The organism is Streptomyces sp. NBC_00075 (assembly GCF_045041225.1).
Classification (GTDB): Bacteria; Actinomycetota; Actinomycetes; order Streptomycetales; family Streptomycetaceae; genus Streptomyces; species Streptomyces adonidis.
Genome location: NZ_CP108243.1, coordinates 6,361,397 through 6,386,489 on the forward strand (window position 1 = coordinate 6,361,397; position 25,093 = coordinate 6,386,489).

The 25,093-nt window shown below is 71.1% G+C and carries 24 protein-coding genes and 1 pseudogene; 9 read left to right on the top strand and 16 right to left on the bottom strand.

Going from position 1 to position 25,093, the window contains the following annotated elements; translation table 11 throughout:
- Positions 1 to 58: 58 nt before the first annotated feature.
- A complete protein-coding gene (locus OG787_RS27860; protein WP_405536801.1) occupies positions 59 to 1,156 on the top strand; it encodes a hypothetical protein in 1,098 nt (365 codons plus the stop codon).
- A 65-nt stretch (positions 1,157 to 1,221) separates the two neighbouring features.
- Here OG787_RS27860 and OG787_RS27865 read toward each other — a convergent pair whose 3' ends face one another.
- Positions 1,222 to 1,656 carry a hypothetical protein gene (locus OG787_RS27865; RefSeq protein WP_405536803.1) on the bottom strand — a complete coding sequence of 145 codons (435 nt, stop codon included), beginning with the start codon at positions 1,654 to 1,656 and terminating at the stop codon, positions 1,222 to 1,224.
- Positions 1,657 to 1,822: 166 nt separating this feature from the next.
- Between OG787_RS27865 and OG787_RS27870 the strand changes: the two genes are divergently transcribed.
- From OG787_RS27870 to OG787_RS27885, 4 genes are all read left to right on the top strand, one after another.
- The gene (locus tag OG787_RS27870) at positions 1,823 to 5,689 is read left to right on the top strand and encodes a helix-turn-helix domain-containing protein (RefSeq protein WP_405536805.1); all 3,867 of its coding nucleotides are present in this window, start codon (positions 1,823 to 1,825) and stop codon (positions 5,687 to 5,689) included.
- 436 nt (positions 5,690 to 6,125) lie between these two features.
- The gene (locus OG787_RS27875) at positions 6,126 to 8,222 is read left to right on the top strand and encodes a choice-of-anchor D domain-containing protein (RefSeq protein WP_405540600.1); all 2,097 of its coding nucleotides are present in this window, start codon (positions 6,126 to 6,128) and stop codon (positions 8,220 to 8,222) included.
- A gap of 188 nt (positions 8,223 to 8,410) precedes the next feature.
- Positions 8,411 to 9,088 (top strand): hypothetical protein, encoded by a 678-nt coding sequence (locus tag OG787_RS27880; RefSeq protein ID WP_405536806.1) that lies wholly within the window; start codon positions 8,411 to 8,413, stop codon positions 9,086 to 9,088.
- A 9-nt stretch (positions 9,089 to 9,097) separates the two neighbouring features.
- Complete coding sequence (locus tag OG787_RS27885) at positions 9,098 to 9,391, top strand: barstar family protein (RefSeq protein WP_405536807.1); 294 nt, start codon at positions 9,098 to 9,100, stop codon at positions 9,389 to 9,391.
- Here OG787_RS27885 and OG787_RS27890 read toward each other — a convergent pair.
- The 6 genes from OG787_RS27890 to OG787_RS27915 form a co-directional block, all read right to left on the bottom strand.
- Positions 9,369 to 10,610 (bottom strand): ATP-binding protein, encoded by a 1,242-nt coding sequence (locus OG787_RS27890; RefSeq protein WP_405536808.1) that lies wholly within the window; start codon positions 10,608 to 10,610, stop codon positions 9,369 to 9,371. The two genes, OG787_RS27885 and OG787_RS27890, sit on opposite strands and share 23 nt — an antisense overlap.
- The gene (cseB, locus tag OG787_RS27895) at positions 10,607 to 11,293 is read right to left on the bottom strand and encodes a two-component system response regulator CseB (RefSeq protein ID WP_405536810.1); all 687 of its coding nucleotides are present in this window, start codon (positions 11,291 to 11,293) and stop codon (positions 10,607 to 10,609) included. Before cseB ends, OG787_RS27890 begins: the two co-directional genes overlap by 4 nt.
- A 58-nt stretch (positions 11,294 to 11,351) precedes the next feature.
- Complete coding sequence (locus OG787_RS27900) at positions 11,352 to 11,822, bottom strand: hypothetical protein (RefSeq protein ID WP_405536811.1); 471 nt, start codon at positions 11,820 to 11,822, stop codon at positions 11,352 to 11,354.
- Positions 11,823 to 11,969: 147 nt separating this feature from the next.
- Positions 11,970 to 12,926 carry an anti-sigma factor RsbA family regulatory protein gene (locus OG787_RS27905; protein WP_405536812.1) on the bottom strand — a complete coding sequence of 319 codons (957 nt, stop codon included), beginning with the start codon at positions 12,924 to 12,926 and terminating at the stop codon, positions 11,970 to 11,972.
- Between the two features lie 189 nt (positions 12,927 to 13,115).
- Entirely contained in the window at positions 13,116 to 13,880 is a 765-nt protein-coding gene (locus OG787_RS27910; RefSeq protein WP_369032279.1) for a class II aldolase/adducin family protein, read from the bottom strand.
- Between the two features lie 103 nt (positions 13,881 to 13,983).
- Complete coding sequence (locus OG787_RS27915; protein ID WP_369032280.1) at positions 13,984 to 15,447, bottom strand: sodium:solute symporter; 1,464 nt, start codon at positions 15,445 to 15,447, stop codon at positions 13,984 to 13,986.
- A gap of 238 nt (positions 15,448 to 15,685) precedes the next feature.
- Here OG787_RS27915 and OG787_RS27920 point away from each other — a divergent pair, with 238 nt between their 5' ends.
- A complete protein-coding gene (locus OG787_RS27920; RefSeq protein ID WP_369032281.1) occupies positions 15,686 to 17,230 on the top strand; it encodes a PucR family transcriptional regulator in 1,545 nt (514 codons plus the stop codon).
- Here OG787_RS27920 and OG787_RS27925 read toward each other — a convergent pair.
- Both OG787_RS27925 and OG787_RS27930 read right to left on the bottom strand, forming a co-directional pair.
- Positions 17,220 to 17,396, bottom strand: coding sequence for a DUF397 domain-containing protein (locus OG787_RS27925; protein WP_405536814.1), 177 nt, complete (start codon positions 17,394 to 17,396; stop codon positions 17,220 to 17,222). The two genes, OG787_RS27920 and OG787_RS27925, sit on opposite strands and share 11 nt — an antisense overlap.
- An 11-nt stretch (positions 17,397 to 17,407) precedes the next feature.
- Complete coding sequence (locus tag OG787_RS27930) at positions 17,408 to 18,259, bottom strand: helix-turn-helix domain-containing protein (protein ID WP_405536816.1); 852 nt, start codon at positions 18,257 to 18,259, stop codon at positions 17,408 to 17,410.
- A 206-nt stretch (positions 18,260 to 18,465) separates the two neighbouring features.
- Here OG787_RS27930 and OG787_RS27935 point away from each other — a divergent pair, with 206 nt between their 5' ends.
- A complete protein-coding gene (locus OG787_RS27935; RefSeq protein ID WP_405536817.1) occupies positions 18,466 to 18,921 on the top strand; it encodes an ATP-binding protein in 456 nt (151 codons plus the stop codon).
- A gap of 417 nt (positions 18,922 to 19,338) precedes the next feature.
- On the opposite strand, the gene OG787_RS27940 is transcribed toward OG787_RS27935, so the two are convergent.
- The 5 genes and pseudogenes from OG787_RS27940 to OG787_RS27960 all read right to left on the bottom strand — a co-directional run.
- Positions 19,339 to 19,719 (bottom strand): SH3 domain-containing protein, encoded by a 381-nt coding sequence (locus tag OG787_RS27940; protein ID WP_405536818.1) that lies wholly within the window; start codon positions 19,717 to 19,719, stop codon positions 19,339 to 19,341.
- A gap of 98 nt (positions 19,720 to 19,817) precedes the next feature.
- Entirely contained in the window at positions 19,818 to 20,825 is a 1,008-nt protein-coding gene (locus tag OG787_RS27945) for a helix-turn-helix domain-containing protein (RefSeq protein WP_369032286.1), read from the bottom strand.
- Between the two features lie 135 nt (positions 20,826 to 20,960).
- On the bottom strand, positions 20,961 to 21,260 hold the full coding sequence (locus OG787_RS27950) for a type II toxin-antitoxin system PemK/MazF family toxin (RefSeq protein ID WP_405536820.1): 300 nt from the start codon (positions 21,258 to 21,260) through the stop codon (positions 20,961 to 20,963).
- Positions 21,257 to 21,487 (bottom strand): hypothetical protein, encoded by a 231-nt coding sequence (locus tag OG787_RS27955; protein WP_369032288.1) that lies wholly within the window; start codon positions 21,485 to 21,487, stop codon positions 21,257 to 21,259. The genes OG787_RS27950 and OG787_RS27955 overlap by 4 nt, the downstream gene beginning before the upstream one ends.
- Before the next feature lie 327 nt (positions 21,488 to 21,814).
- Positions 21,815 to 22,063: pseudogene (locus OG787_RS27960) on the bottom strand (DUF2267 domain-containing protein); the annotation flags it as partial.
- A 20-nt stretch (positions 22,064 to 22,083) separates the two neighbouring features.
- Here OG787_RS27960 and OG787_RS27965 point away from each other — a divergent pair.
- Positions 22,084 to 22,353, top strand: a complete 270-nt coding sequence (locus tag OG787_RS27965; protein ID WP_405536821.1) for a pentapeptide repeat-containing protein — start codon at positions 22,084 to 22,086, stop codon at positions 22,351 to 22,353.
- Positions 22,354 to 22,506: 153 nt separating this feature from the next.
- Here the strand turns inward: OG787_RS27965 and OG787_RS27970 are convergent, their stop codons facing one another.
- On the bottom strand, positions 22,507 to 22,902 hold the full coding sequence (locus OG787_RS27970; RefSeq protein WP_369032290.1) for a nitroreductase/quinone reductase family protein: 396 nt from the start codon (positions 22,900 to 22,902) through the stop codon (positions 22,507 to 22,509).
- 102 nt (positions 22,903 to 23,004) lie between these two features.
- Between OG787_RS27970 and OG787_RS27975 the strand changes: the two genes are divergently transcribed.
- The gene (locus OG787_RS27975) at positions 23,005 to 23,823 is read left to right on the top strand and encodes an endonuclease/exonuclease/phosphatase family protein (protein WP_369032291.1); all 819 of its coding nucleotides are present in this window, start codon (positions 23,005 to 23,007) and stop codon (positions 23,821 to 23,823) included.
- A gap of 224 nt (positions 23,824 to 24,047) precedes the next feature.
- Here OG787_RS27975 and OG787_RS27980 read toward each other — a convergent pair whose 3' ends face one another.
- Positions 24,048 to 25,049 carry a winged helix-turn-helix domain-containing protein gene (locus OG787_RS27980; protein ID WP_369032292.1) on the bottom strand — a complete coding sequence of 334 codons (1,002 nt, stop codon included), beginning with the start codon at positions 25,047 to 25,049 and terminating at the stop codon, positions 24,048 to 24,050.
- Positions 25,050 to 25,093 lie beyond the last annotated feature (44 nt).

The window sequence follows — 25,093 nt, forward strand, 5'->3', positions numbered from 1 at the left end:
GACGCACGCCGTGTCTGCCCGCCGGGCACGGCGGTGATGGACCACCGTCGACGGGGTGATGCGTACCCTTCGTAACCTTCTCGCTGCCGTACTGGTGTTGGCGGCCCTGCCCGCGACGGCCTCTCCCAGTCGGGGCAGCAGCCGGGCCGAGGCCGAACTGCCCGGCGGCAGAGCGAACTTCGTCGTCGCCACCGCCCACCTCGAACCCGGGATCCGGGACAGCTGGATGCGGCTGGGAACGTACAGATTCAATGCCGCGGACTCGACCGTACGGGCCGAGATGCGCCTGTGGCGGCAGAGCCGCCCGAGCGAGCGGGTGAACGCCGGGGTCACCCCGGACCTCAAGTGCGCTCCCGGAGGCGTGTGGGACACGGCCGCACGCCGGAACTGCCCGGTCAAGACGGTGGCGGGGTTCCGGGACGGGGCCACGGACAAGCGGTCCGGTGTCTACGAGCTGCGGGACCAGACCGTGCACGGCAGGGCCGCCCGGGTTCTGTGGATCAAGTGGAGCGTCGGGGCGAGTGCGTGGACCGAGCAGTGGGAGGTGCTGAGCAGGCCCACGCTGACGCGGCTCGACCAGCTGTACTCGACCCGGGCGAACGCGGGTTACGGCTACGGCAGCAAGGCCGAACTCAGCAGCAGGCGGGCGATGGACAGTGTGCGGCGGCACGACGGGGAGATCCGTCTGGAAGGGATGTCGTGGCGCAACAAGGGGGCGGCGGCGCATCATTCGCCCCGGGCGTCGGGATCGGTGTTCTCGCACTCCAAGTTCACCCGCTGCGACAACCCGAGCTACTGCATGACCCTGCGGGAGGCGGCCGGTTCGCGGAACGTCTGCGGTGGGACGGGCTGTCCGCACCACGGCTGGGACGGTGACCGCAAGATCGACATCACCATCCAGTACTACCTCGCCCGGATCGGTGCCCACGACCGACGGGACACCCTCTGGCACTGGTGCTCCTGCCTGGCGATGGAACACGGACAGACCTGTCACTCGGGCAACTCCCATGTGAAGCCGATGCTGCAAGTGCTGGACGACAACGGGAAGTTCCGTGGCTGGGTCGGTGTGGAGACGTCGTTCTACCCGGGCAGGAACACAAAGGCCCACCGTGAGCAGGACATGTTGGGCGTGTTCCGGATGACCGACTGGGTGTAGGCGGTGCGGGGACGGCCCGGCCGTACGTGCCTGGAAGGCACGTACGGCCGGGCCTGTCGGCCGGGTCAGCGGGTGCAGATGCGGTGGCCGCTGGTGCCGTACGTCGACTCGGTCCAGTACTCGATGGCGGACGCTCCGCCGGGAGAGTCCGCGGCCAGGTTCATCGAGACCTTGCGGTCGTCGTCGTTGACCCAGACGCTGGTCTGGTAGTCGGTGACGTTGCTGCCCTGGATGGCCTTCACATGCAGCCGTGTCGAGCCGGTCTGGTGGTCGCTCACGGTGGCCTTCACGGTCACCGAGCGGTTGTGGAAGGTGGCCGTGACGGCCCTGGCTCCGCTCTTCTCGCCGCCCACGTTCGCGCAGGCCTTGCGTGCCGCGGCCGGTGCCGCCGGGGCCTCGGTCATCGCCGGCGCCGGGGTGGTCGCCGCCGTGAGCGCCGCCAGCGTCGCCGCCGCGAACAGGGCCGCCGCCGTGAACCTTCCGGGGGTTGTCGTACGCATGCTGAAGTCTCCGTTTCTGTCGGATGGATTGGTCGCCTGCTCGCGGGCCGCAGAAGACCGTCACTCAAAGTGCTGATCCGGCCCGCTGACACCACACTGCCCAGCCGCCGCGGTGCACGCTAGGAGCGGCCCGTATCCCACTTTCCGGGGTACCGGAATACATGTGATGACCTGGGGGAACGCGGTGGAGGAGAAGACGGGGGACGAGGCCTTCGGCAAGGCCCTGCGGCGGATTCGGAACGAGCGCGGAGTGTCACTGGCGGAGTTGGCGCGGCTGACGAAGTACAGCAAGGGTCATCTCTCGAACGTCGAGCACGGCCGCAAGCGCGCCCATCTCGCCATGGCGGTCGCCCTCGACGTCGCTCTCGACGCCGGTGGCGAACTGCGGACGCTGTGCGAGACCCCCGCCGCGCTGCCCGGCCAGCGCGCGACACCCTGCCCGTACCGTGGGCTCGCCCACTTCGGGGTCGGAGACACGCGCTGGTTCTTCGGCCGTACGGCGGCCACCACCGACCTGGTGGACCGGGTGGCGTCGGCCGTGCGTGGCGGCGGGCCCGTCGTCGTGTTCGGTGCGTCGGGTTCGGGCAAGTCGTCGCTGCTGCGGGCGGGGCTGCTGCCGGCGGTGGCGCGGGGCGAACTGCCCGCGCCGCCGGGCAATCCCCGGGTGTCCCCCGGTGCGTCGGACGGGCGGTGGCGGTGTGTCGTCGTGACGCCCACCGCCCGTCCGGTGGACGCCCTCGTCCGCGCGCTGACCGAGCCGCTCGGGACGACGGACGTACGAGCACTCGCCGAACGCGTCCGGGCCGGGTCCGTACCGCCCGGGACAGAGCATGTCCTGCTGGTCGTCGACCAGTTGGAAGAGGTGTTCACCCTGTGCGAGGACGAGACCGAGCGCGCCGCGTACCTCGATGTGCTGTGTGCGCTGCCGCTGGCCGTCCTGGCCGTGCGCGCGGACTTCTTCGACCGCTGCCTCACCCACCCCGGGCTGGTCCGGGCCCTGCAACGGAGGCCCCTGGCGCTCGGCGCGATGAGCCGCGGCGAACTCGCGGAGACGGTCGAGCGCCCGGCCGCACTGGCGGGCACCGAGTTGGAGCCCGGCCTGCTCGCCGTACTGCTGCACGACCTCGACCCGGGCGGACACGGCTACGACCCGGGCGCCCTGCCCCTGCTCTCGCACGCCCTGCTCGCGACCTGGCAGCAGCGCACCGGCCGTCGGCTCACCGTCGAGGGCTATCGACGCACGGGCGGAATCCGGGGCGCGGTCGCGACCACCGCCGAGCGCACGTATCTCGATCTGCGTCCCGAAGACCGGGCCGCCGCCCGGGAGTTGATTCTGCGCATGGTGCAGGTGGGGGAGGAGGGCGGGGACAGCCGGCGGTGCGTCGAGCGCTCCGCGCTGGGGCAGGAGGCCGGGCCGGCGCTGGAGGCATTCACCCGGGCCCGGCTGCTCACCGTGGACAGCGCACGGGTGGAGATCACCCACGAGGCTCTGCTGCGGGCCTGGCCACGGCTGGCCGGCTGGATCGACGCCGACCGGGCGGGGCTGCGCACCCGGCAACGGCTCACGGAGGCCGCCGAGGACTGGGAACGGCATGGACGGCGGTCCGAACTCCTGTGGCAGGGAGCCGTGTTGAGCGTCGCCGCCCAGTGGGCCGCCGATCACCCGGGACGGGCGGACGAGCGGGAGCAGGCCTTCCTCGCGGCGAGCGACCGGGAGGCGAGACGCGGACTGCGGCGCCTGCGGCGGGCCCTGGCTGCCCTGATCGGGCTCGTGGTGGTGGTCGTACTCGTCGCCGTGGTCGCCGTCGACCAGCGCGCGGTGGCGGTCCGGGAGGGGAAGGCAGCCGACCGTGGGCAACAGGCCGCACGGGCCGTCGCGTTGGCGGAGGGCGCGGGCGCGCTCCGCTCCGCCGACCCGGCGCTGGCCGCCACGCTCGCCGTCGCCGCGTACCGAGAGGATCCCGGGGCGCCGCAGGCGCGGGACGCCGTGAGTGGCAACTCCGGGCTGCCGTATCCCGTCCCGTTGCGGGGCAACGGCGACAAGGTGTCGGCGATCGCGTTCGGCGCCGGCGGGACGGTGGCACTGGGCACCCGCGAAGGTCTCGTACGCGTCTGGCGGCAGCCCCTGACCCGGACGCGGGCGCGTGTCGAGGCTCAGCTGAGGTTCCGGCCACCGCGCGTGGTGTACGGGATGGCGTTCGCCGGTGCGGGTGAGGCCGATGGCGGGCGGGCCCTGGTGATCGCGGACAGCCGGGAGATCCGGGTCTGGCGTACGCACGGCTCCCTGCGGCCGACCCCCGGCCCGCTGCTGTGGGCGGTGGGCGGCGGGCGTGACGTACGGGTCTCCCGCGACGGCCGGACCGTGGCGGTGGCCTGTGCCGACGGCGTGCTGCGGCGATGGGATCTGAGCGACCCGGTCCGGCCGGTCCCGCTGCCTGGGCTCGACGCGGGACGGAAGAACCTGGTCTCCGTGTCGGTCAGCCGCGAAGGGTCCCTGATCGCCACCGGGGACGGGGCGGACGAGGCGGGCGCGGCGGTGGTGTGGGCGCGGCGGGCGGACGGCCGGTACGCCCACGCGGACACGGTGTTGTTCCCCGGGCGTCGGGTGACCGAGGCCGCGCTGGCGCCGGACGGCCGCCGGCTCGCCATCGGTCTCGACGACGGCTCCCTGTGGATGTGCGCGCTGGACCGGCGCGGTGTCTGCCGGACCCGGGCCGAGGGGGAGCATGCCGGTAACTTCGCCGCCGGGATGGCCTACAGCCCGGACGGCTCCCTCCTCGCCGAGGCTGCGAGCGGCGGAGCGCTGCTGCTGCGGGACCCGCTGACAGGAACCGTACTGCTCACGCTGGAGCATCCGACGCCGTTGCAGTCGCTGGCCTGGGCGCCGGACGGTGCCACGTTGTTCACCGGAGCCGACGCGGGCGGCACGGCCCACGCATGGCGGTTTCCGTTGCCCGTTCTTCTGGGGCACACCGGTGCTGTCACCGACGTCGCCACGCACGACGGACGGGGCTTCGCCGCGACCGCGTCCACCGACGGCACGGCCCGGCTGTGGGATGTCTCCGTTCCCGAACGCCCGAAGCAGGTAGGGAGACTGGAGCACGCGGGTGGGGTGTCGGCGGTGGTCTTCGACCCGGCCGGACGGCGGCTGGCCACGGGCACGGCCGACGGGCAGGTACGTCTGTGGGACGTGACCCGGCCGGCCCGTCCCCGGTTGCTGGACCGGGTCGAAGGCCATGACGAGGACGTCACCGCGCTCGCCTTCGCACCGCACGGCACCCGTCTGGCCAGTGCGAGCTACGACGACCACACCTTCCTGTGGGACGTCCGGCCCGACGCCACCCTGCTACGGCGGGCCGACCTGACCACGCCCTCCACGGCAGGCGTGAGCGATGTCGCCTTCGGCCTCGGCGGCCGGCTGGTCGCCACGGCGGAGAGCGACGGAAAGGTGCGGGTGTGGGACGGCGACGGACACCCCACGCGCCGCGATGGACACCCCACGCGCCGACTGCCGATGCGTGAGGTCCCCTTGCACGAACTGCCCGCTCACGAAGGGATCGCGACGACAGTGGCGTTCGCCGGGCCGCGGAGCGGGCTGCTCGCGTCCGGCGGGCAGGACGGGGCGGTCCAGCTGTGGCGTGTCGACCCGCGCCGAGCGCTGCGCGAGCCGCGGAAACTGCCGGAGCCACCGCGTCGGCACACCCGCTATGTCACCCGCGTGACCTTCGCCGCCGACGGACGCACGCTGCTCAGCGCCGCCGAGGACGGCACCGCCGCCCTGTGGAACGTGATCGATCCGTACCGTCCCGTCGTACGGGTGACCCTGCGCGCCCCTGGCGAGAGTTTCACCGGGGCCGCGCCGACGGAGGGCGGGCGGCGCGTCCTGACCGCGAGTGGCAGCGTGGTGCGTCTGTGGTCGGCGGACGCGACAGCCGCGGCGGCCCGGACCTGCGCGACATCCGGCGCACCGCTCACCCGCGAGGGCTGGCGACGCCGGCTCCCGGACTTCGACTACCGAAAGCCGTGCGACTGAGTTACTGAGCGATCTGAAATACCTTGACACGCGGCCCAATTGAATTCCACGATTTCCACGATGGCTCATCAAAAATCGGGGGATTTCGATGGCAGTTCTCTATTTAGGCGATTCCAGTGTCACTCTGGTGTCGGGTCGCGGCAACCGTATCGACCGTATCCAGTTTCGCGTGCATCCCTCGCACACCCTGCGCTCTGCCCAGCCACTCAGGCCCCCTGCCCCGGTGCCGGTAGGGCGGGAGGAGGACAATGCGCGGATCTGGGGCGGAATTCACTCCCGGCTTCCGGTCGAGGTTCATGCGCCCTGTGGATTCGGTAAGACGGAACTCCTGCGGAGTGTTGCGGAGGGTCTCCTGCCCGGCCCGCACGGGCGCGGGATCTCGGTTCCCCGGGTTCATTTCGAGGTCGGCGCGAAAAAGAGCGGGGACGTGCTACAGATGCTGGTGCATCGGCTCTACGTCACCGACACCCCGGTCCGGCTGTCCCGGGAGACGTGCGCGGGGCTGGTGAGCGGGTCCCGGGCGATCCTGCTGCTCGACGACATCCCGGCCGACCCCGCCTTCGCCCGCTCCCTCGCCGCCGAACTCCCCGGCTGCGACCTGGTGTTCGCCGGTCAGCGGCCGGTGCTGGGCGACCGGGGCAGCACTCATCCGCTGGCCGGGCTCTCGGCTGACGCCGCCCGGGACCTGCTCGCCAGGAAACTCGGCAGACCCGTCTTCGACCATGAACTGCCGGGCGTACGACGGCTGGTGGCCGCCGTGGCCGGCAGCCCGCTGCAACTCGGACAGGCCGCGGCCCTGGAACGTGAGGACCCGCGCCTGACCTTCGACCACCTGGCCGAGATCGCCGAACGCGACGCCGGTGCGCTCGACCGGCGAAGCCTCGGCCGGATGTCGGACGGGGAGCGGCGGGCGCTCGCCGTACTGACGGTCGCCGCGGGCGCCCAGCTGCCCTCGGTGGTGATCGGCGGCATGGGCGACATCGCGTACGCGGCCCAGTTCCTCACCACGCTGCACGGCCGGGGCCTCGTGGAAGGCTCCGACGACCGGTTCGGGCTGCCCGTCTGCCGGGCCGAGGGTTACCGGCAGACACTGCTGCGGTACATCCAACTCGCCTCCGCAGTGCGGGGGTTGTGCGACTGGCTGGGGTCCCTGGACCCCGCAGGACCGGAGGCCGGGTCCGGTGTCGAGAGCGCGGTGTCGCTCCTCGGTGTCCTGGCCGAACAGCGCGAGTGGGGCCTCGTGGTGAGACTCGTACGCGTGGCGGATCCGGTGCTGTTCGCGTGGGGGCGCTGGGAGGCGTGGCGCGATGTCCTGGACCAGGGCATCGAGGCCGCGGGCTGGGTCCGCGACACCGCCTCCGAGGCCTACTTCACCCACCAGAAGGGCACGCTGGAGTACGGCGAGGGGCGCCCCGAGGAGGCGTACCGGCTGTTGAACCGGGCGCTGGAACTGCGGCGGACGGCCGGTGACGCGGCGGGCGCCGAGCTCACCCGGCACAACCTCGGCATCATCACCCCGCCGCCCGGCGACGGCGGCCATGGCAACGGCCCCGTGCGGCGCGGTGTCCGCCGGATTCTGACGTACGCGGCCGCCGCGGTCGCGGTCGTCGCGCTGGTGGCGGGGGCACAACAGGCATTGGGCGGCCTGCTGTCCGGCAACGAACCCGATGACGTGCCTACGTCCACGCCGCCCATCGGGTCCGACGGCCCAGGCGGCGAAAGCACCTCAGCGACGACGTCCGGTACGACCTCGTCGGCGGGAGGCACGGAGAGCACCGGTACGGGCTCCAGCACCGGAACCAGCACCGGAACCAGCACCGGTACGAACACGGGCTCCAGTACCGGCACGAGCAACGGCACCGTGGGCCCGAACCTCAACCCGGCGGCCGGTATCTCCCCGACCGCGACGACCATCGCCGGCACACGCGTCGGGAGCCAGGGCAGATCCGGGCCGATCACCGTCACCAACACGGGCGGCGGAAGCCTGGTGATCGGAACCCCGGGCATCACCGGAACCGATGCCGCGGACTTCACGGTCTCCCGCACCTGCGACAACGTGAGCCTGGCGGCCGGGAACCAGTGCACCCTCACGGTGACCTTCGCCCCGGAGGCCGTCGGTGCCAAGTCGGCCACCTTGGAAATCCCGCACTCCGCCTCCGGGAAACCGGCCCGGCTGACCCTGAGGGCGACGGCGGTGGGCCTCCCCGACCTCACCGTCCTCACGGACCCCGATGTACGCCTCTCCGGGGAGATCCCCCAGTTGTTCATCAGGGTGGACAACATCGGAGACGGGGACGCCGTCGGGTCCGAGCTCGACGTCACCATGGGCGACGGCCCGCCGACGACGTTGCCGGTCGACCCGATCCCCGCCCTGGACTACAACGAGGTTCCGTACGACATCCCCGATGAGTGCTACGACACCCGGAGAGAACTACTCATCTGCGCCTACACCGTGGCCCTCGACCCGCTCAACGCGTTGCCCGAGTCCAACGACGACAACAACGAGTTCGCTTCCGGGACCGGCGACGGCTGAGTGAGTCCGTGCGTAACGCCCGTCCGCCTTCGTGCAGCCGTTCCGCATCTCTGTAACAGCCGTACGTCGTTTCCGGCGGCCATGTGTGATCCGGCCGCCGGACCACCGAGACATTCGGCCGCTGTCATTGGGCCCAGCCAGGGGCGTACTGCCCCGGCGGACACCCGAGAACAGACCAGGGAGCCACCATGTCCCCAACTTCCGGGCGGAGCCTGTCGGCCCGCCTCCGCGCCCACGCCCGTAAGGTCGCCGTCCCGGCCGTGCTGCTCGGCCTCACCGTCGGTGGTGTCGGTGTGTCGGCCACCGCGCACGCCGCCGAGGGCCCCAGCTGCGCCAGCGTCCCGGGCCAGACCTGCCCCGCCCCGGGCCCGGCCGCGGACCCCCTGCCGTCGCGCGGCTCGCAGCCCGCCGGTGTCTCCACCCAGCAGTGGCGGGGCGCGACCACCGCGGCCACCTTCTGGAGCAACGAGGGGATCAGTACGGCGTCCGGCGACCGCTACCACCTCGTGATGCGCGGCCAGACCGGCTACCCCGGACAGGGCTGGCCCGGCAACACGAGCGCGAACGCCCGAGCCTGGTACCACTTCGAGACCGGCAGCAGCTGGCGCCCGGAGCACCACTACATCGTGTACGGCGGTGTCTTCCAGGACCGCGACCACCGCATCGAGAACCTGGAGGAGTCCCACCACGTCACGCAGAACAACGCGAGCGGCTCGAACGCCGTCTACCGCGAGTACGACGTCAACTCGTGGAGCACCACCACCGCCAGCCGCGGCCGGGAGCGCATCGTCCGCAACGTCCGCAACGGCCACGTCTACGCGACGTTCGACCACTACGGCTCCTTCCACTACCTCGGCCGCTGGTAGGAGGACGTCATGACGGAGGGCCCCGAGGTCCGCGGCAGCCACTGCCGCACCGCCCTCGACCTGTTCGCCGAGTGGGCCGAAGTGCTCGGTTTCCCGGAGTACTTCGGGCACAACTGGGACGCCTTCGAGGAGTGTCTCCGCACGGTGACCGGGTCGGCCGACGGCCCCCTCACGGTTCTCGTCCGGGACGCCGGTCTGCTCCTCGTGGACGAGGACCCGCGGCAGCTGGCGACGTTCCTGGCGATCGTCGACACCGTCACCCAGGAGGCCGGTTTCACGCTCAGGTCCGATCAGGCAGCGTGAGCACCGCCTCCGCCCCGCCCTCCGGACGGTTGCGGAAGGCCAGCCCGGCGCCCAGCAGCCGGGCCTGGCCGACCGCGATCGTCAGCCCCAGGCCGGTTCCGGTGCCCGGGGCGGTCGTACGGAAGCGCTGGGGCCCGGAGGTGTGCAGGACCGCGAACAGGTCGGGCGGGAAGCCGGACCCGTGGTCGCGGATCCGCACCACCGGGCCGTCCACCTCGACCTCGACCGGCGGGGCGCCGTGCCGCAGCGCGTTGGAGGCCAGATTGGCGAGGACGCGTTCGACGCGGCGCGGGTCGGTCGTCACGACCGTGTCCCGGACCACCCGGACCTCCACCTCCGCCAGTCCCGCCGCCGGCCCCGTCTCCGCCAGTCCCGCCACCGCCCGCCGGGCCATCGCGCTGACCTGCCGCTGCTCGGTCTCCAGCACCGCCACCTGCGCGTCCATGCGGGCCACCTCCAGCACGTCCTCGACCAGCCCGCGCAGGTTCTTCACGGACCGCCCGATCAGGTCCGTGGCGGGGCCCGGCGGCAGCAGCCCGACCGCGGTCGCCATGCCCGCGACGGGGGTACGCAGTTCGTGCGCGATGTCGGCGGTCACCCGGCGCTCTGCCTCCAGCCGGGCGCCCAGCGCGTCCGCCATCGTGTCGACGGCGGCGGACAGCCGCGCGATCTCGTCCCGGCCGTCGGGGCGGACCCGGGCGTCGAGGTCGCCGTTCGCGATGCGTTCCGCGGTGCGCGCGGCGGCCGTGGCCCGGCGGCCCATCCGCACCCCGAGGAACAGACCCGCCAGGGACACCACGACGGTGGCCGCCGAGCCCACGGCGGCCAGGGTCCGGTCCAGCGTGGCCAGCGACCGCGCCTCGGGGACGTAGGACCGCGACAGCGCGAGCACCTCACGGTCCGAGACCCGGGTCGCCGCCCACAGCACCGGGCGCGAGCCGTCCCGCAGATACGTCACCCGGACCCCGTCCCGCACGGCCTTCGCCACCGGGGCCGGCAGGTTCGGCGGATCGATCCGCGCCGGGGACTTGCGGGCCGCCGCGTAGTCGTACGCGGCACTCATCAGCTGCTGGTCCAACTCATTGCGGGCGGTGGCGAGTTGGTCCGCGGCGGTGAGACGGTGGACCAGGACGCCGACCACGGACGCCACCGCCAGGGCCGCGGCGGCCACGGCGAGGGCGACCTTGGTACCGACGTGCACGCCGGGCGGCCGTCTCATGCGCGCAGCTTGTAGCCGAAGCCGCGCACCGTCTCGATGCGCTCCCGGCCGATCTTCGCGCGCAGCCGCTGCACATGGACGTCCACGACCCGGGTGTCGCCGGACCAGGCGTAGTCCCACACCCGCTCCAGGAGCAGGTCCCGGGTGAGCACGGTGCCGGGCGAGGCGGTGAACTCCCGCAGCAGCTTCAGCTCGGTCGTGGTCAGCGAGAGGGGCCGCCCGTCCCGCCGTACGTCCAGGGTCACCGGGCAGAAGGCCAGGTCGCCGAAGTGCTGGGCCTGGGCCGACGATGTCTCCGGTCGCTCGGGCGACGGTTCGGCCGGTGCCGCGCGCCGCAGCAGCGAGCGGATCCGGGCGACCAGGACCGGGCCGTCGAACGGCTTGGTCACGTAGTCGTCGGCGCCCGCCTCCAGGCCCATCACCACGTCCACCGGGTCGTTGCGCGCCGAGATCAGCAGCACCGGCACCCCGGACTCCTCGCGGATACGGCCGGCCAGGCTCACCCCGTTGAGCCCCGGCAGCATGATGTCGAGCACCGCCACGTCGGGCCGGCGCTCCCGGAACAGGGCGAGCCCGGTGACACCGTCGGCCGCCGTACGGACCTGGTACTCGTGCCCCTCCAATATCAGCCGGGTGGCCTCGCGGATCATCTCGTCGTCCTCGACGAGCAGGATGTCGGGCATGGGCGTCCCTTCGGGATGGGCGAGATGGTCAGGGCTTCGGTGTCTCAGTGCTTGGTCGTCAGGGCTTCGGCACATGCAGCCGGACACGGCTGGTGTCCTCCGCCCAGCCGGGCGCCGGCTGCCGGACCGGGGTGACGGACGCGCGGCTGTAGTACGCCGCGTACTGGCGCTCCACCAGCCCGCTGAAGGCGATCGAGACGGGGAAGCCCTTGTAGTCGTGGTGGGGGCAGCCGCCGGCGCAGGCGAAGTCGACCACCGTGGCCGTCGCGGTGGCCCGGGGGGAGCCCCAGCCGTGCCACTCCACGCCGTACAGCACGGTCCGGCCGGTCAGGTCCATCACGTCCGGGTGCTGCCAGGCGAGGGACTTCCAGTCCAGTACGTACACCGGTCCCGACCAGGGGATCCGGGACGGGGCCGGGCCCTCGACGCGTACCCCGCCGTCCGCCGCGCCGCATCCGGTGAGGCAGGCGAGGCAGGCCAGCAGACAGGCGGTGAGCGAGGCGCCCAGCACCGAACGACGACGAGGCATGGACGTCTCCCCCGTGCGATGAGTGGTCCACCTGGAATAGTGCATGTCCGTACATGAACGACTGGTCAAATCCACCCGTGATGTCCGCAACAGCGTCCTGCGCAACCTTCGGCGGGGAAACGGCGTCGAGCGGTCGGCGGCGTCCGGCTAGCGGCCGATACGGAGGTGGACGCGGACGGCCGTACCGCCGGAGCCGGTGTGGGTCCGGACCAGGTCCGTGACGGTGTGCACCAGCAGCAGGCCGCGCCCGCCCCGCTGGTCCCGGGCGGCCGGTCGGCGTCCGGCGAGCGGATCGGTCAGCCGTCCGCGGTCGCGGACCTCGCACACCACCTGACCGTCCTCGGCCCAGATCCGCAGGGTGCCGGAGCCGCCGCCGTGCACCACGCTGTTGGTGGTCAACTCGGCCACGGCCAGGGCGAGATCGTCCAGTCGTACGCCGGACAGGCCCAGCCGCGCCGCCCGCGCGACGGCGTAGTGCCTGACGACCGGCAGCTCGTCGACGCCGAAGAGTTGGGGCTCGGCCGACGGGGGAGCCGCCGGGAAGGGCCGGTTGTAGTGGGCGATGACCTCCCCGGGCGCGTACGACGGACTGGGCCGCCGGGTTCCGCTTCCGCCGGAGACGATCACGGGGTGGGTGGCGTACGCGTCGGTGAGCACCTTCTCGTCGAGGCGCTCGGCGTCGTACGGGCAGAGGATGGTCACGTCCCGGCCCTGGAAGGCCAGGTTGATCAGCGCCTCGTGCTGCACGCACGCCGGGTACTCGACGCTGCTGCGGCCGGGCCAGATCGGCTCCCCGATGATCCGTACGCGGTTGCGGGGGTGGGCGTCGGCGAACGCGCGTAGCACCCTCGGGATGATCCGGCCCGGGTTGCGGCCCGCCTCGGTCATGTCGACGAAGTACACGGACGCGGCGTCCCCGTCCAGGCTCTCCCTGAGCAGGTCCAGCTGCCGTCCGGGCACGGCGACCGCCACCGGCTGCCCCGCCTTCAGCCCTTCGCGGACGAAGGGCACCGTGCCGTCCAGGTACTCCTCCTCGCCCCGGTAGAACAGGGCGGGATGCACGAACGGGTCGGTGGCCGGCTCGGCGGTCCGCGGGGCGGTCATCGGGCCACCGCCCCGATCACGGTCTCCCCGGCCGGACGCGTGGCCGAGGCGTTCGTCTGCCGCAAACTGTCCACGCACCCACCCCGGTATGCCGGTTGACCCTCCCGTGTCCCGCCCCAGTATTACTCCCCGGCCCCGGGAAGGCCCTTGCCAGCCCTTGCCGGCCTTGTCGGTCCTCGTCAGTCCTCGTCAGTCCTTGTAGTCCGGGGCGATGCGTTCCACCAGCCGGAGCAGGGCCGACCAGGCCAGGGCGTACGCCTGGTCGTCCTGGAGGTCCGAGCTGTCGTCCTCGCCCGTGAGCTGGCGGGCGGTGAGTTCGCAGATGTCGGGGCCGGGGATGACGAGCGGGGTGCCGGACGCGGTGGCCGTGGTCTGGATCTCGCAGGCCTTGTCCAGGTAGTACATGCGCAGGAACGCCTGGGCCGGGGTCTCGCCGACCGTGAGGAGGCCGTGGTTGCGCAGGATCATCGCGGGGTGACCGCCGAGATCGGCGACCAGGCGTTTCTGCTCGGCCAGGTTGAGGGCGACGCCCTCGTAGTCGTGGTAGCCGAGCCTGCCGTAGAACTCCATGGAGATCTGGTTCAGGGGGAGCAGCCCGTGTTCCTGGGCCGCGACGGCGCAACCCGCCCTGGTGTGGGTGTGCAGGACGCAGTGGGCGTCGGACCGGGCCGCGTGGATCGCGCTGTGGATGACGAAGCCGGCGGGGTTGACCGGGTGGGGGCTCTCGCCGACGGGGTGGCCGTCCAGGTCGATCCTGACGAGGTTCGACGCGGTGATCTCCTCGAAGAGGAGACCGTACGGGTTGATGAGGAAGTGCTGCTCCGGGCCCGGGAGCCGGACGGAGATGTGCGTGAAGATCAGGTCGGTCATCCGGAAGTGCGCCACGAGGCGGTAGACCGCGGCGAGTTCGCGGCGCAGGCGCAGTTCTTCCGGGGAGACGGCGGGGCCGGACATGGGGACCTTTCGACGAGGTACGGCACGTGCGGGTGCGGGTGCGGGTGCGGGTGCGGGTGGGTGCGGGTGGGTTTTTTTAGGGGGAGGCTTCCGGTACGGCCGGTCAGGCCACGCTCAACTCCGGTGCGGCCGGGGCCGGTTCGCCCGCCAGGCGGCGGTGCCATGCCTCGACGACGGCTTCCTCGGTCGGCTCGGTCAGGAGGCTGACGGCCACGTAGGCGACGAGGCCGGCCAACAGGCCGTAGTAGATCGGCTCGTTGGCGAGGAGCCCGTCGGTCACCATGAACGCGATGACCGTCGTACCGCCCGCGATCATCGAGGCCATCGCGCCCTGGAGGTTGCCGCGCTTCCAGAGCAGCCCGCCCAGGATGGGCACGAGCAGCCCGCCGACGAGCAGGTTGTAGGCGACGGTGAGGGCTTCGATGACATCGCTGAGGACCACGGCGATGGCCATGGCGGCGACTCCGAGGACGACGATGGCGAGCCGGTTGGCACTGATCTCGTCGCTGTCCTGAGCACTCGTAGCCGTGGATCGGTTACGTCGGCTCAGCCGGGCCCAGATGTCGTTGTTGGCGACGGTCGCGGAGGCGATCAGCGCGCCGCTCGCCGTGGACATCATCGCGGAGAGCGCGGCGGCCAGGACCAGGCCCCTGACCCCGGTGGGCAGGGCGTGCTGGACGATCGTGGCGAACGCCTGGTCGGCGGCGGCGAGGCTCGGGTAGAGGGTCTTGGTGGCCATGCCGATGACGGCTCCGGCCAGGGCGTAGACCAGGCAGTAGACGCCGGCGACCGTACCGCCCCAGGCGGCGACCCTGTCGGAGCGGGCGGTGAAGACCCGCTGCCAGATGTCCTGCCCGATGAGCATGCCGAAGGTGTAGATCAGGACGAAGGTGAAGATGGTCTGGCCGCCGATGGAGGTCGGGGAGAAGAAGCCGTCCGGCAGCTTGTCGGCCATGGCGCCGAAGCCACCCGCCTTGACGACGGCGATGGGCAGCAGCAGGACGAGCACCCCGAGGCTCTTGACCACGAACTGCACCATGTCGGTGAGCGTGATGGACCACATCCCGCCGAGCGCCGAGTAGCCGACGACGATCGTCCCGCCGATGAGCACCGCGACCCAGCTCGGCACGTCGAACAGGACGTCGAACACACTGGCGTACGCGATCGTCGAGGTCACGACCAGCATGAGCGTGTAGATCCACATCACGACGCCGGAGATCACGGCGGCCGTGTCGCCGTAGCGCAGGGAGAGCATCTCGGCGACGGTGTAGACCTTGAGGCGCGCGATACGGGCGGAGAAGAACACGCTCAGGGCCAGCAGTCCGAGCCCGATGGCGAAGACCATGGCGGCGCCGGATATCCCGTACGTGTAGCCGAGTCGTACGCCACCGATGGTGGAGGCGCCGCCGAGGACGACGGCGGCCATCGTGCCGGTGTACATGAGCGGGCCCAGCCGCCGGCCGGCGACGAGGAAGTCGCTCTTGGAAGCGGCACGTTTCTTGCCCCACCACCCGACACCGACGATGCCGAGCAGGTATGCGGCCATGACGAGGTAGTCGACGGTCATCAGATCCTCCGGGGAACGAGGGAGAGGGGAGGGGGGATGTCGGCGACCGGGTGCGGGCCGGGCCGGAGAAGGGAGATGCGCGCGCGGGGGGTGCGAGGGCGGGGGTGGTGCCCTGTGGGTGGCACGACGATAGCGGCGGGCGGTACTGGTGCCGAAGTGGCGGATTCCTCCAATATGGAGAATCCCATTGGACGATTCCGGCACTCGCACGGGAGAACGGGAGAAGGGACGTCTCCTGATGACCGAGCCCGAACGGCCGTCCGAACAGCCGTCCGTACCGCTGAGCGCACTGCTCGCCGATCCCGCCCTGGGCCTGCGCCAGATCGCGGGCCCCGCAGAGGACCGTCGCGTGAGCACGGTCGGCACGACGGAGATCGAGAACCCGGCACCGTATCTGGTGGGCGGCGAACTGTTCCTCACCGCGGGCGTACGGCTGCCGCGCGACGCGGACGGCATCGATACGTACGTACGGCAGGTCGCCGCCGTCGGGGTGAGCGCGCTCGGGTTCGGCGTGGCCCCCGTGTACGAGGAGGTGCCGCCCGAACTGGTCGCCGCCTGCGACCGCCACGGCCTCCCGCTCCTGCGCATCCCGCCGGCCACCCCGTTCGTGGCGGTCGGGCAGGCCACGTACACGGCGATCGCCGAGGTCCGCACCCGCGAACTGCGCGAGATCTCCCGGGCCCAGTCGGCACTGGCCACGGCAGCGGCCCGGCCGGACGCGCTACGGGCCGTCCTCGACCGGCTCGCCGCGCACGCCGGCGCCTGGGCGGTCCTCTACGACGCCCACGGCAACGAACTCTTCAGCGCGGGCCCCCGCCCCGCGTCCCCGACCCCGGAACGCCTGCGCGACCTGGCCGTACGCACGCGCGGTGCCGCAGGTTCCGCACCGGCCGCGGCGGCGGACCATCAGACCGGCACCCACCTGACCGTCCACACTCTCCCCGGCCCCGACGGCACCGCCACCACTACGACCCTCGCCCTCGGCCAGGCCACCACCACGGCCCCGACCCCGGTCCACCGCCAGATCACCAGCACGGCAACGGTCCTGCTGGCCCTGCTCACCAGCCCCCGCCACGCCCTGGGCACCGACACCCGAGGCGCGGGCGCGCTGGTACGGCTGATGCTGGGAGCGACCCCGGCGGAGGTGGCCCCCACCCTCGATGCCGGCCACTGGACAGTGGTCCACGGCCGCCACGCCCGCTCGGTCTCCCCGGGCGATGACCCGGCCCAACTGGCCACCCTGGGAACGGCCTTGGGCACCCCGTACCTGTACGTGGACGGCCCCGACCTGAAGGCCCTGATCCCCGGCGAACCGGACGCCCGCCCCGAGGCTCCCGCCCAAGCGGCGGAACTGGGCTGGACGTTGGGCTTCAGCACGCCCGTATCCGCCTCGAACCTCCCCCAGGCCGACCGCCAGGCGGAACGGGCCCTACAACGAGCACTGGCCGCGCAGCTACCGGCCACCGTCCACACGGAGGACCCGCTGACGGTCCACGCCCTGGTCACCCCGGCCGACGCCCGCGACCTGGCCCGCACCCGCTTCGCCCCACTCGCCGAGGCGGGCACCCCGGGCGCCGCGATCCTCCTCGACACCCTCCACACCTGGCTGACCCTCCACGGCAGCTGGGACCGCACGGCCGCGACGCTCCAGGTCCACCGCAACACGGTGCGGCACCGCCTGGCCAGGGTGGGCGAGGCGCTGGGCGTCGACCTCCAGGATCCGGGCGTGCGGATGGAACTGTGGTTCGCGTTGCAGTGGTTGGAGCCTGACGCTACTTCGTGAGCATGCGGATGAGGGCGGTGAAGGCGGGGTGGGTGGTGGTGAGGATTGCTGAGGGGGAGGGGGTTGCGGAGTCGGAGAGGAGGACCGTTTCGGCGGTGACGGATATATGGACGCAGGCCTCGCCTTGGGCGCAGTAGGAGGACTTCTGCCAGGTGGTGGCGGGCATCTCGGGGTCCTTCACAAGTCGTGGGCGATGTCGTGGATGAGGCTCTGGGACTCCGCCGGGGGGAGGGTGGCGGTCTCCAGACGCTTGAGGAGCAGCCGGTACTGGGCCAGTTGGGCTTCGGAGTCGATGAACACGGGGCCATGGGACTGGTCCAGCTGCGCGGTGTCGAGTGTGGGTACGGGACCGCTCACGTAGTAGACGGACTGGCCCGAGCCGGGGTAGGAGCCCGCGTCGAAGGGGATCACGCGGATCGTCACGTGCTCGTGCTCGCCCACCTTGATCAGGTGCTGAAGCTGGGCGCGGGTCACGTCCGGGCCGCCGAACTTCATGCGCAGGGCCGCTTCGTGGATCACCGCCCGGTAGGGGACGGGATGATCCCGGTAGAGCACGGCCTGGCGCTTGACCCGGAACGAGACGCGGTGCTCGATCTCCGGCGGGGACAGTTCGGGGACGGCCTGGCGGTAGATCTCGCGCGCGTGGTCGACGGTCTGGAGCAGGCCGGGGATGTGCATGCTGTGTGCGGCGTACAGGCTGGTGCCGTGGTGCTCGATCTCGGCGAGGTCGAGCAGCTTGGGCGGGAGGATGTCCCGGTACTCCTCCCACCAGCCGCGCTTGCGCTCCCCGATCATGGCGACGAGGGCCTCGACGACCGCCGGTTCCGTGCAGGAGTACGTGCGCGCCATCACCCGTACGCGGTCCGCGCTGACGCCGAACCGAGCCACCTCGATGTTGCTCAGCTGCCCGGAGCTGGTGCCCAGCAAGGCAGCCGCCTGCGTGGTGGTCATGCCGGCGCGCTCGCGCAGCTTGCGCAGCTCGACGCCGAGCCGTGTGCGCCGGGCGGTGGGAGCTGCCCTGCCTGCCATGTCTGAAATCTCCCTAAAATGTCCCGAGTTGAGACGTCACCCACACGAGTGGAACTCTAAAGGAATCCGGTCATGAGGTGAAAGTAATCCTTGCGTGACCCTACTATGGATACCAGGCGCCCCCGCCCAGAAGCACCCCGCTCGACGGAGCGGCCACGGTCACTGGGCAACACCATCCAACTCCCCTCCGTGATCGGAGACTTCCGATGGCCACCGTATCGCCGTCATCCCCCTCCTGGAGCTACGCCCTCCAGCTCCCGCACGATCCCCGCGCACCGGGCATCGCCCGCGCGACCCTGCGTACCGTCCTGGCCGCCCACGACCTCACCCACCTGACCCCCACCGCGGAACTCCTCGCCTCCGAACTGCTCACCAACGCCCAACTCCACACCAGGGGCCCGTACATGCTCCGCCTCCTCGCCACGGAACCGGACCGTCTCCGGGTCGCGGTGTGGGACACGGACCCCAGGGTCCCGCCGGGCTTCCGAGACGAGGGCGCCCCCGCCTCCGTACCCCCGGACGACGCCGAAGGCGGACGCGGGCTGCATCTCGTACGGGCGTGTGCGGACTCGTGGGGGGTGTCGGTGCTGCGGGAGCTGGGGGCGTCGAAGGGCGGGAAGATGCTGTGGGCCGACTGCGGACCGACGGAGGTGCCCGGGTGATCACGCCCTGTCGGCCTTCCGTGAGCGGCGCCATATTGAGAAGTGTGGGGCCACGCCCGTTCATAGGAGCAGATCATGAGCGCACAGCCCGAGCACGCCTGGGGAGAGATGCCGCTCCCAGAGATCCGGACCGTGGACGACCTGCACAGTGCGCTCAGCCGTTATGGCTTCCCGGGGGACCGGGAGCGGTTCGAGGAGGAGCTGGCGGCTGCCATAGGGGCCTCCCCGACCAATGGCTTCAAGGGTCCCGCGGCCGTAATCAGGGCCTACCGCCACCGGGTTCGGATCAGGAACTCGCCGGAGATCATGACGGCCCTTGAGGAAGCTGCGCCCATGCCGAGAACGTTCGTGGCCCGCGCCCCCACCTCGGAGCGAGGCGGGGGTGCGGGCCGCGGAGCCTGTGGGGCAGTGCCGGGGTCAGCAGGCCGCGGTTGCTCCGCCGTCGTCGAGGTTGTCGTCGGAGAACCAGCCCTCGGTGCTGGTGCCGGAGATACGCGCGTACGTCCAGGTGTTGCCGTAGTCGTTGACGACGTAGCAGTGGTAGTAGAGGTAGGTCCCGGCGTACGTCTGGCCGGTGTTGCCGCAAGCGGCGTAGGGGCCGGTCTTCAGGGCGTACGTGCCCGTGGAGTAACCCGCGCCGGAGTCGTTGTTGCTGTGGCCCCAGCCGCTGCAGCTGATCGCCGCGACGGCGCTGCCCGGGGTCGCCGTGGCCAGGTTGGCGCCGGCCGCCAGACCGAGGGCGGCGAGGGAAACACCCAGCGTGCGACGTACCTTGCGGGAAACTCTGGAACTTGCCATCAGGCGTCCTCCTGAGAACACGGGGAGCTGATCTCCCCGCTCCTCGGCCATCCTGTGCGGCGCAGCCCGGAAGGTCGTTAGCGATCGGCGCCCAGTGCCTAGCGTTGCGTGCCGGGTGTCATGTGGCTCGGGGTACCGGTGGGGAGCGCGAGGGCGCGGTAGTCGCTGGGCGGCATTCCGTACGCGGCGCGGAAGGAGCGGGTGAAGTCGGCGGGGCGGCGGAAACCCCACCGTGCGGCGATGGAGTGGATGGTGCGGGAGACGAGTGACGGGTCGGCCAGGTCGTGGCAGCAGCGCTCCAGGCGTTGCCGCCTGATCAACGCGCCCACTGTCGTGTCCTGTTGCTCGAAGAGCCGGTGCAACTGGCGCAGGGAGATCTGATGGGCCGCGGCGACAAGTCCGGGGCTGAGCTCCGGATCGGCCAGGTGATGCCGAATGAACGCCTGGATGCGCAGGACCAATACGCGCTGGTGGCTCTCCGGCAACAGGGCGCGTCCGGCGTCGAGTTCGTGCGCGAGGGTCGCGGACAGCAGGTCGACCAGAACGGTGGCCAGTCGGGGTCCGTCCGTCGGCCGGAACTGGTCGGCGTCCTGGGACAGCCGCAGCATGAACTGCGCCAGCAGCGCCGCCACACCGCGCTGCGTGGTCAGCGAAACGGCGGTGAGGCCGAGGACGCGGTTCATGGGCAGTGCGAGCAGGGATCTGGGGATCTGGACGACGAGGTTCCCGGCGAGACCCTCACCGTTGGACACCCAGCCCTGGTGGGGGTGGGAGGTGTCGTAGAGGACCAGGTCATACAGGCCGGGCAGGGCGTCACGGCCGTGCTGGGACAGTGCCTGCCTGCCGCTGAGGATGAGCCCGGCACAGAGCTGTTCGGGGTCGCTCTCGCGGATCAGCCTCGGGGTCCGTTGGAACCGCATGGTCGACAACGACAGGTGACTCACCTGCACGGTGCCCAGATCCAGGAATCTCATCGACGCCCGGAACTCGTTCGGACGGTGGACGTAGAGGTCGGACGCCGCGAGTGAACGACTCATGTGGTCGTGCCAGTGCGGAACCCGCTCTGCGGCGGGCAGCGCACCGTTGTCGTAGGCCGTCACCATCATGGTCTCCCCCTTGATCCGAACCGGAGGGAATGCTGCGCTCGCTTGCGTACGGCCACAATGGATCGGCGCGCCAACAATCAGGCCACTTCGGCCACTTCAGCCACAGCCACTTCCGCTCTGAGTCGTATCGGGGAGCTACAGGTCGAAGACGGCGCGAAGCCCGATCTCGACGGCCCCCATGACCCGTTCGTCCACTGGTCCCAGATCCTCGGTGAAGCGAGGGGCGGACAAAGTGCGGAACTCGCCGAGCACGATGGTGCCCGAAGAGGGGGCACTGACGGGAATGTCGACGAGTGTCGCCTCGCGCACCTGCTGCGGGTAGATCAGTGCGCAGGTGGCGGTCTTGTTCTGAGCGTTCAGTGCATCGGATGAGATCACCAGGACGTGCGCCGGACCTCCGGAGAAAGAAAGCTGGTAGACGTGTCCGCGCTTCACCGGCCCGCCACCCGTGCCCAGCGCTCCAACGTGGTGTCCTCGGTTTCGGCGGGTTCCGCAGCGCTGGTCATGATTCCGGCCTCGGCCCGCACCCGCGCGGATTTTTCCAGCTCCTCGGAGAGCATCTGGCGGCGCAGTATCCGGGCGGTGTACGCGGAGGCGTTTCCCTTGGCCTTCACGAAGGCGGCCACCTCGTCGGGCAGGCTCATCGTCATGTTCACTGTCATGCGGTCATCATGCTCTGCGTCATGTTGACCCATGCCGTGCAACCGGACCGTCGTCCGGCAGGAGGTGGGCCGTGCGCGTGGCGCTACGGGATGCGGGCCGCCGACCCGCGCGTGATCACGCGCGCTGACGGTTGTCGCGCGGCGTTGCACGGGTTCATCCGAGCAAGTCCGCCGCTTCCGGCCGGGGTCTTCGACACCTCGGTGCTCACGCAGGACATCACCGCGGAGCTGAAGCGGGGCCATCCCGTCCTCGATCCTTGCCGGGATGCACCACGGGACCGTTGGGCGGGTTCGGTGGCGTGCTGCGCGTTCCGTCTCCGTGCGCTGTCAGGCGGCCTGGGTGAGTTCGGCGCGGCCGAACAGCAGGGCGTAGCCGGAGGGGAGTTGGGCGAGGACACGGCTGATGAGGTCCTCGCCGGCGAGCTGGGCCACGATGCGCAGGACGGTTCCGGTGTCCCAGCGGGTGGTGGCCGGGCTGCCGCCGGTGTGGGGCGCCAGGTCCTTCACGAAGGCCCAGCCTGTGACAGGTTCGGTGGCGGGGACCTGGGAGGTGAGGGCGACGGCGGCCCAATGCGGATCTGGCGCGGTCGCACCTCGTGCGAGCCGGCCTGAGGCGGATCCAGGCGGCCGGAGCGCACTTCGACGACACGTATCTGACCAGGGCCGAAATGGAGGACGCCCGTCTGCGGCGGGCCAGCCTCATCCGGGCCGGTCTGCCGGGCGCGGTCCTGCGCGGAGCGGACTTGAGGGAGGCCGATCTCCGTGACGCGGACCTTACCGGCGCCGACTTCACCGGCGCGAAGAACCTGTTGACAGCCGGTTTCAACGGTGCGGTCCTCAAGAACACCCGAGAGTTGCCTTCCTGACCGCAGCCCGACCTCCTCACCTCGACGAATTGTGTTGGCCGTTCTCACCAGGGCACCAGGTCCATTGCTCGCAGGGAACCGGACAGTGCGCCCAGGACGCTGTCCACTCCCTTCACTTGCTCTCCCTTCACTGCTCTCCCTTCACTTCTTCTTTCACTCCCCCAGATCCACCCGCACCGTCAGCAGATTCGTCCCCATGGTCCGTACGCCCGTGCTGTTCACCTTCGGCAGTGTCCGCAGCCGGGCGATCGGATCGTCGTCCGGGAGGAGGTGGGCCGTGCCCACGTGCCAGCGCCCGCCGACCCGAACTCGCACCCTCGGGTTCGCCTTGATGTTGCGTACGTACTGGGACTTCTCGCCGAACTCCGAGACCAGCCAGAACTCGTTGCCGATGCGGCGCCCGCCGAGCGGGGTGATGCGGGGGAGGCCGGACGTGCGGCCCGTGGTCTCCAGGAGGGTCTGGAAGGGGAGGCGGCGGGTGACGGGGTTGCCGATGCGGCGCTGGAAGGTGGTCGCGGCCTTGAATCTGAACTCTGTGAAGCGGGACATGTTGGTCTTGTGCCTCCTGCTCTCGTGCCGCTGCTGTCGCGTGCTCTTGAATGGTCTCCCAGAGGGGCAAGAGCTGGGTGAGATGGGTGGGCGGTGGCGAGTATGCGCGTGGTGACCTGGAACCTGTGGTGGCGGTTCGGGCCCTGGGAGGCGCGGCAGAAGGCGATTCTGTCCGTGTTGCGGGATCTGCGGCCGGATGTCGTCGGGCTTCAGGAGGTCTGGGAATGCGGTGGCGAGAACCTTGCCGCCTGGCTTGCCGATGAGCTCGGTCTGCACTGGACCTGGGCTCCTTCCGGTGCCCCCGAGCGCTGGCAGCGGCGTATCGGGGGCGCGAAGGTCGACGTCGGGAACGCGGTGCTGAGTCGCTGGCCCGTCGTCGAGAGCGAGGCGATGCGGTTGCCGGCGCCGGAGGAGCTGGACGACGGACGGCTTGCGCTCTACGCGCGGCTCGCCGCCCCCGGCCATCACGTGCCCTTCTTCACCACCCACCTCACCTCCGCGCCCCACGCCTCGGCGGTGCGCTGCCAACAGGTCACCGCCCTCGCGGAGTTCGTGGCGAAACGGCGTGACGGCACCGCCTTCCCGCCCGTCATCACCGGCGACTTCAACGCCTGGCCCGACTCCGACGAGATCCGGCTGCTGGGTGGTTACAAGACGGCCCCGGCTGTTCCGGGGCAGGTCTTTCTCGACGCCTGGGAACTGGCCGATCCGGCGGCCCCCGCCGCTACTTGGGACGCCGCCAATCCGTACGTCGCCGCCGGCTTCGGGCCCAGCGTGCGGATCGACTACGTCTTCGTCGGGCCTCCGGGGCGGGGCGGGCTCGGGCATGTGCGCAAGGTGGAGCGGGCCGGGCACGGGGTCGTGGAGGGCATCTGGCCGTCCGATCACGCGGCGGTGGTGGCGGATCTGGCGTCCGCCTGAGCCGGGGAGGGCGGGGTCGGGCTTGCGCGGCTGTGCCGCAGCTGGGAGCGGAGGACTGTTCCTTCGAACACCCCCGGCTGGCCTCCGCTCCCAGCTGCCACAACCATGTTTGATGCGCCGTGAGTTGTAGTCCATGTGCTTCGACGGTGTTCGAAGAGCGCTGGTCGGACGGTCGTGCGATGGGAGGGCGGTGTCTGGCGGCCGTCGGCCGCGACGAGTCGGCGTCAGTTCTCCGTGGGCTCGCTGTTCGCGAGTTGGTCTCCGAGCGGGGTCGGGATGTGGTGGGCGTGGGGGCCGGTGCGGTGGGTGGAGATCAGTCCGGCGTCGCGCAGCACGGCGGTGTGGTGGGAGACGGTGGCCGGTGAGATGCCCGCGCGGCGGGCGAGTTCGGTGGTGGTGGCGCCGTACGCGGCGATGATGGCCCGCAGCAGCGCGGCACGGGTGGGGCCGAGGAGTGCGCCGAGGACGCCGTGGTCGGTCCTGGCGGCGGGAGTACGTTCCGGGCTCCACCCTGTCCCGTGGGCGACGGGGTAGAACACGACGGGCGGCAGACCGGGATCCAGGTTGATCGCGGCTTCGCGGCCACAGAACAGGGACGGCACCAGACGCAGGCCGCGGCCCTCCAGGTGGATGTCGATGTCGTGGTCCGGACAGGCGAGTTCCAGCACGGGGGCTTTCCAGCTGATCGTGGGATGCAGCCGGGAGAGCATCGCGTCCAGCCCTTCGGTCAGCAGCGTCCGGGCCGCCGACAACCGGGCCTCTTCGGTACGGCTGTGCAGGTGCCGGCCCATGGGGACGATCGCGGCCGTGTGCCAGTCCCGCAGCGCCTGGGCCACTGTCCTCAGGGTCCGGGACGAGCCCTCGGCGAGCGGGTCGGCCCATGTCGGCAACCGGGAGTCCGTGAACCGGGTGAAGGTCTCCAGATCGGCCCGCAGAAGCGCTTTCGGTGTGTGCAGCAGGGTGTCCAGACCCGCGTCCAGGTCGGAGTGGCCGAGCGGTGTGAGGAAATCCGGGATCGCTCCATCGGGCCGCACCAGCGATCGCAGAGGGTGGACCGAGCGCGGGATGCGCTGACGCGCCCAGCGTTGCCATGGCCCGAACATCGCGCCCGGTCGCCGTTGCTGCAGAATCCGCAGGCTGATCACCGTCTCGGTCAGGAGAGCGGGACCCTCCGCGAGGGACACACGGAGAAGGTCGTCGTGGGTGAAGTGGATCCGGAACGCCATCTGTTCCCCCTGGAAGAGCCTTGGCAGGCATCGATCAGCGGACC

What these genes read in the sequence shown, in the direction of transcription:
- OG787_RS27860 (WP_405536801.1), top strand. Translation starts at nt 59, where the DNA reads ATGCGTACCCTTCGTAACCTTCTCGCTGCCGTACTGGTGTTGGCGGCC.
- OG787_RS27865 (WP_405536803.1), bottom strand. Translation starts at nt 1,656, where the DNA reads ATGCGTACGACAACCCCCGGAAGGTTCACGGCGGCGGCCCTGTTCGCG.
- OG787_RS27870 (WP_405536805.1), top strand. Translation starts at nt 1,823, where the DNA reads ATGACCTGGGGGAACGCGGTGGAGGAGAAGACGGGGGACGAGGCCTTC.
- OG787_RS27875 (WP_405540600.1), top strand. Translation starts at nt 6,126, where the DNA reads ATGCTGGTGCATCGGCTCTACGTCACCGACACCCCGGTCCGGCTGTCC.
- OG787_RS27880 (WP_405536806.1), top strand. Translation starts at nt 8,411, where the DNA reads ATGTCCCCAACTTCCGGGCGGAGCCTGTCGGCCCGCCTCCGCGCCCAC.
- OG787_RS27885 (WP_405536807.1), top strand. Translation starts at nt 9,098, where the DNA reads ATGACGGAGGGCCCCGAGGTCCGCGGCAGCCACTGCCGCACCGCCCTC.
- OG787_RS27890 (WP_405536808.1), bottom strand. Translation starts at nt 10,610, where the DNA reads ATGAGACGGCCGCCCGGCGTGCACGTCGGTACCAAGGTCGCCCTCGCC.
- cseB (WP_405536810.1), bottom strand. Translation starts at nt 11,293, where the DNA reads ATGCCCGACATCCTGCTCGTCGAGGACGACGAGATGATCCGCGAGGCC.
- OG787_RS27900 (WP_405536811.1), bottom strand. Translation starts at nt 11,822, where the DNA reads ATGCCTCGTCGTCGTTCGGTGCTGGGCGCCTCGCTCACCGCCTGTCTG.
- OG787_RS27905 (WP_405536812.1), bottom strand. Translation starts at nt 12,926, where the DNA reads ATGACCGCCCCGCGGACCGCCGAGCCGGCCACCGACCCGTTCGTGCAT.
- OG787_RS27910 (WP_369032279.1), bottom strand. Translation starts at nt 13,880, where the DNA reads ATGTCCGGCCCCGCCGTCTCCCCGGAAGAACTGCGCCTGCGCCGCGAA.
- OG787_RS27915 (WP_369032280.1), bottom strand. Translation starts at nt 15,447, where the DNA reads ATGACCGTCGACTACCTCGTCATGGCCGCATACCTGCTCGGCATCGTC.
- OG787_RS27920 (WP_369032281.1), top strand. Translation starts at nt 15,686, where the DNA reads ATGACCGAGCCCGAACGGCCGTCCGAACAGCCGTCCGTACCGCTGAGC.
- OG787_RS27925 (WP_405536814.1), bottom strand. Translation starts at nt 17,396, where the DNA reads ATGCCCGCCACCACCTGGCAGAAGTCCTCCTACTGCGCCCAAGGCGAG.
- OG787_RS27930 (WP_405536816.1), bottom strand. Translation starts at nt 18,259, where the DNA reads ATGGCAGGCAGGGCAGCTCCCACCGCCCGGCGCACACGGCTCGGCGTC.
- OG787_RS27935 (WP_405536817.1), top strand. Translation starts at nt 18,466, where the DNA reads ATGGCCACCGTATCGCCGTCATCCCCCTCCTGGAGCTACGCCCTCCAG.
- OG787_RS27940 (WP_405536818.1), bottom strand. Translation starts at nt 19,719, where the DNA reads ATGGCAAGTTCCAGAGTTTCCCGCAAGGTACGTCGCACGCTGGGTGTT.
- OG787_RS27945 (WP_369032286.1), bottom strand. Translation starts at nt 20,825, where the DNA reads ATGATGGTGACGGCCTACGACAACGGTGCGCTGCCCGCCGCAGAGCGG.
- OG787_RS27955 (WP_369032288.1), bottom strand. Translation starts at nt 21,487, where the DNA reads ATGACAGTGAACATGACGATGAGCCTGCCCGACGAGGTGGCCGCCTTC.
- OG787_RS27970 (WP_369032290.1), bottom strand. Translation starts at nt 22,902, where the DNA reads ATGTCCCGCTTCACAGAGTTCAGATTCAAGGCCGCGACCACCTTCCAG.
- OG787_RS27975 (WP_369032291.1), top strand. Translation starts at nt 23,005, where the DNA reads ATGCGCGTGGTGACCTGGAACCTGTGGTGGCGGTTCGGGCCCTGGGAG.
- OG787_RS27980 (WP_369032292.1), bottom strand. Translation starts at nt 25,049, where the DNA reads ATGGCGTTCCGGATCCACTTCACCCACGACGACCTTCTCCGTGTGTCC.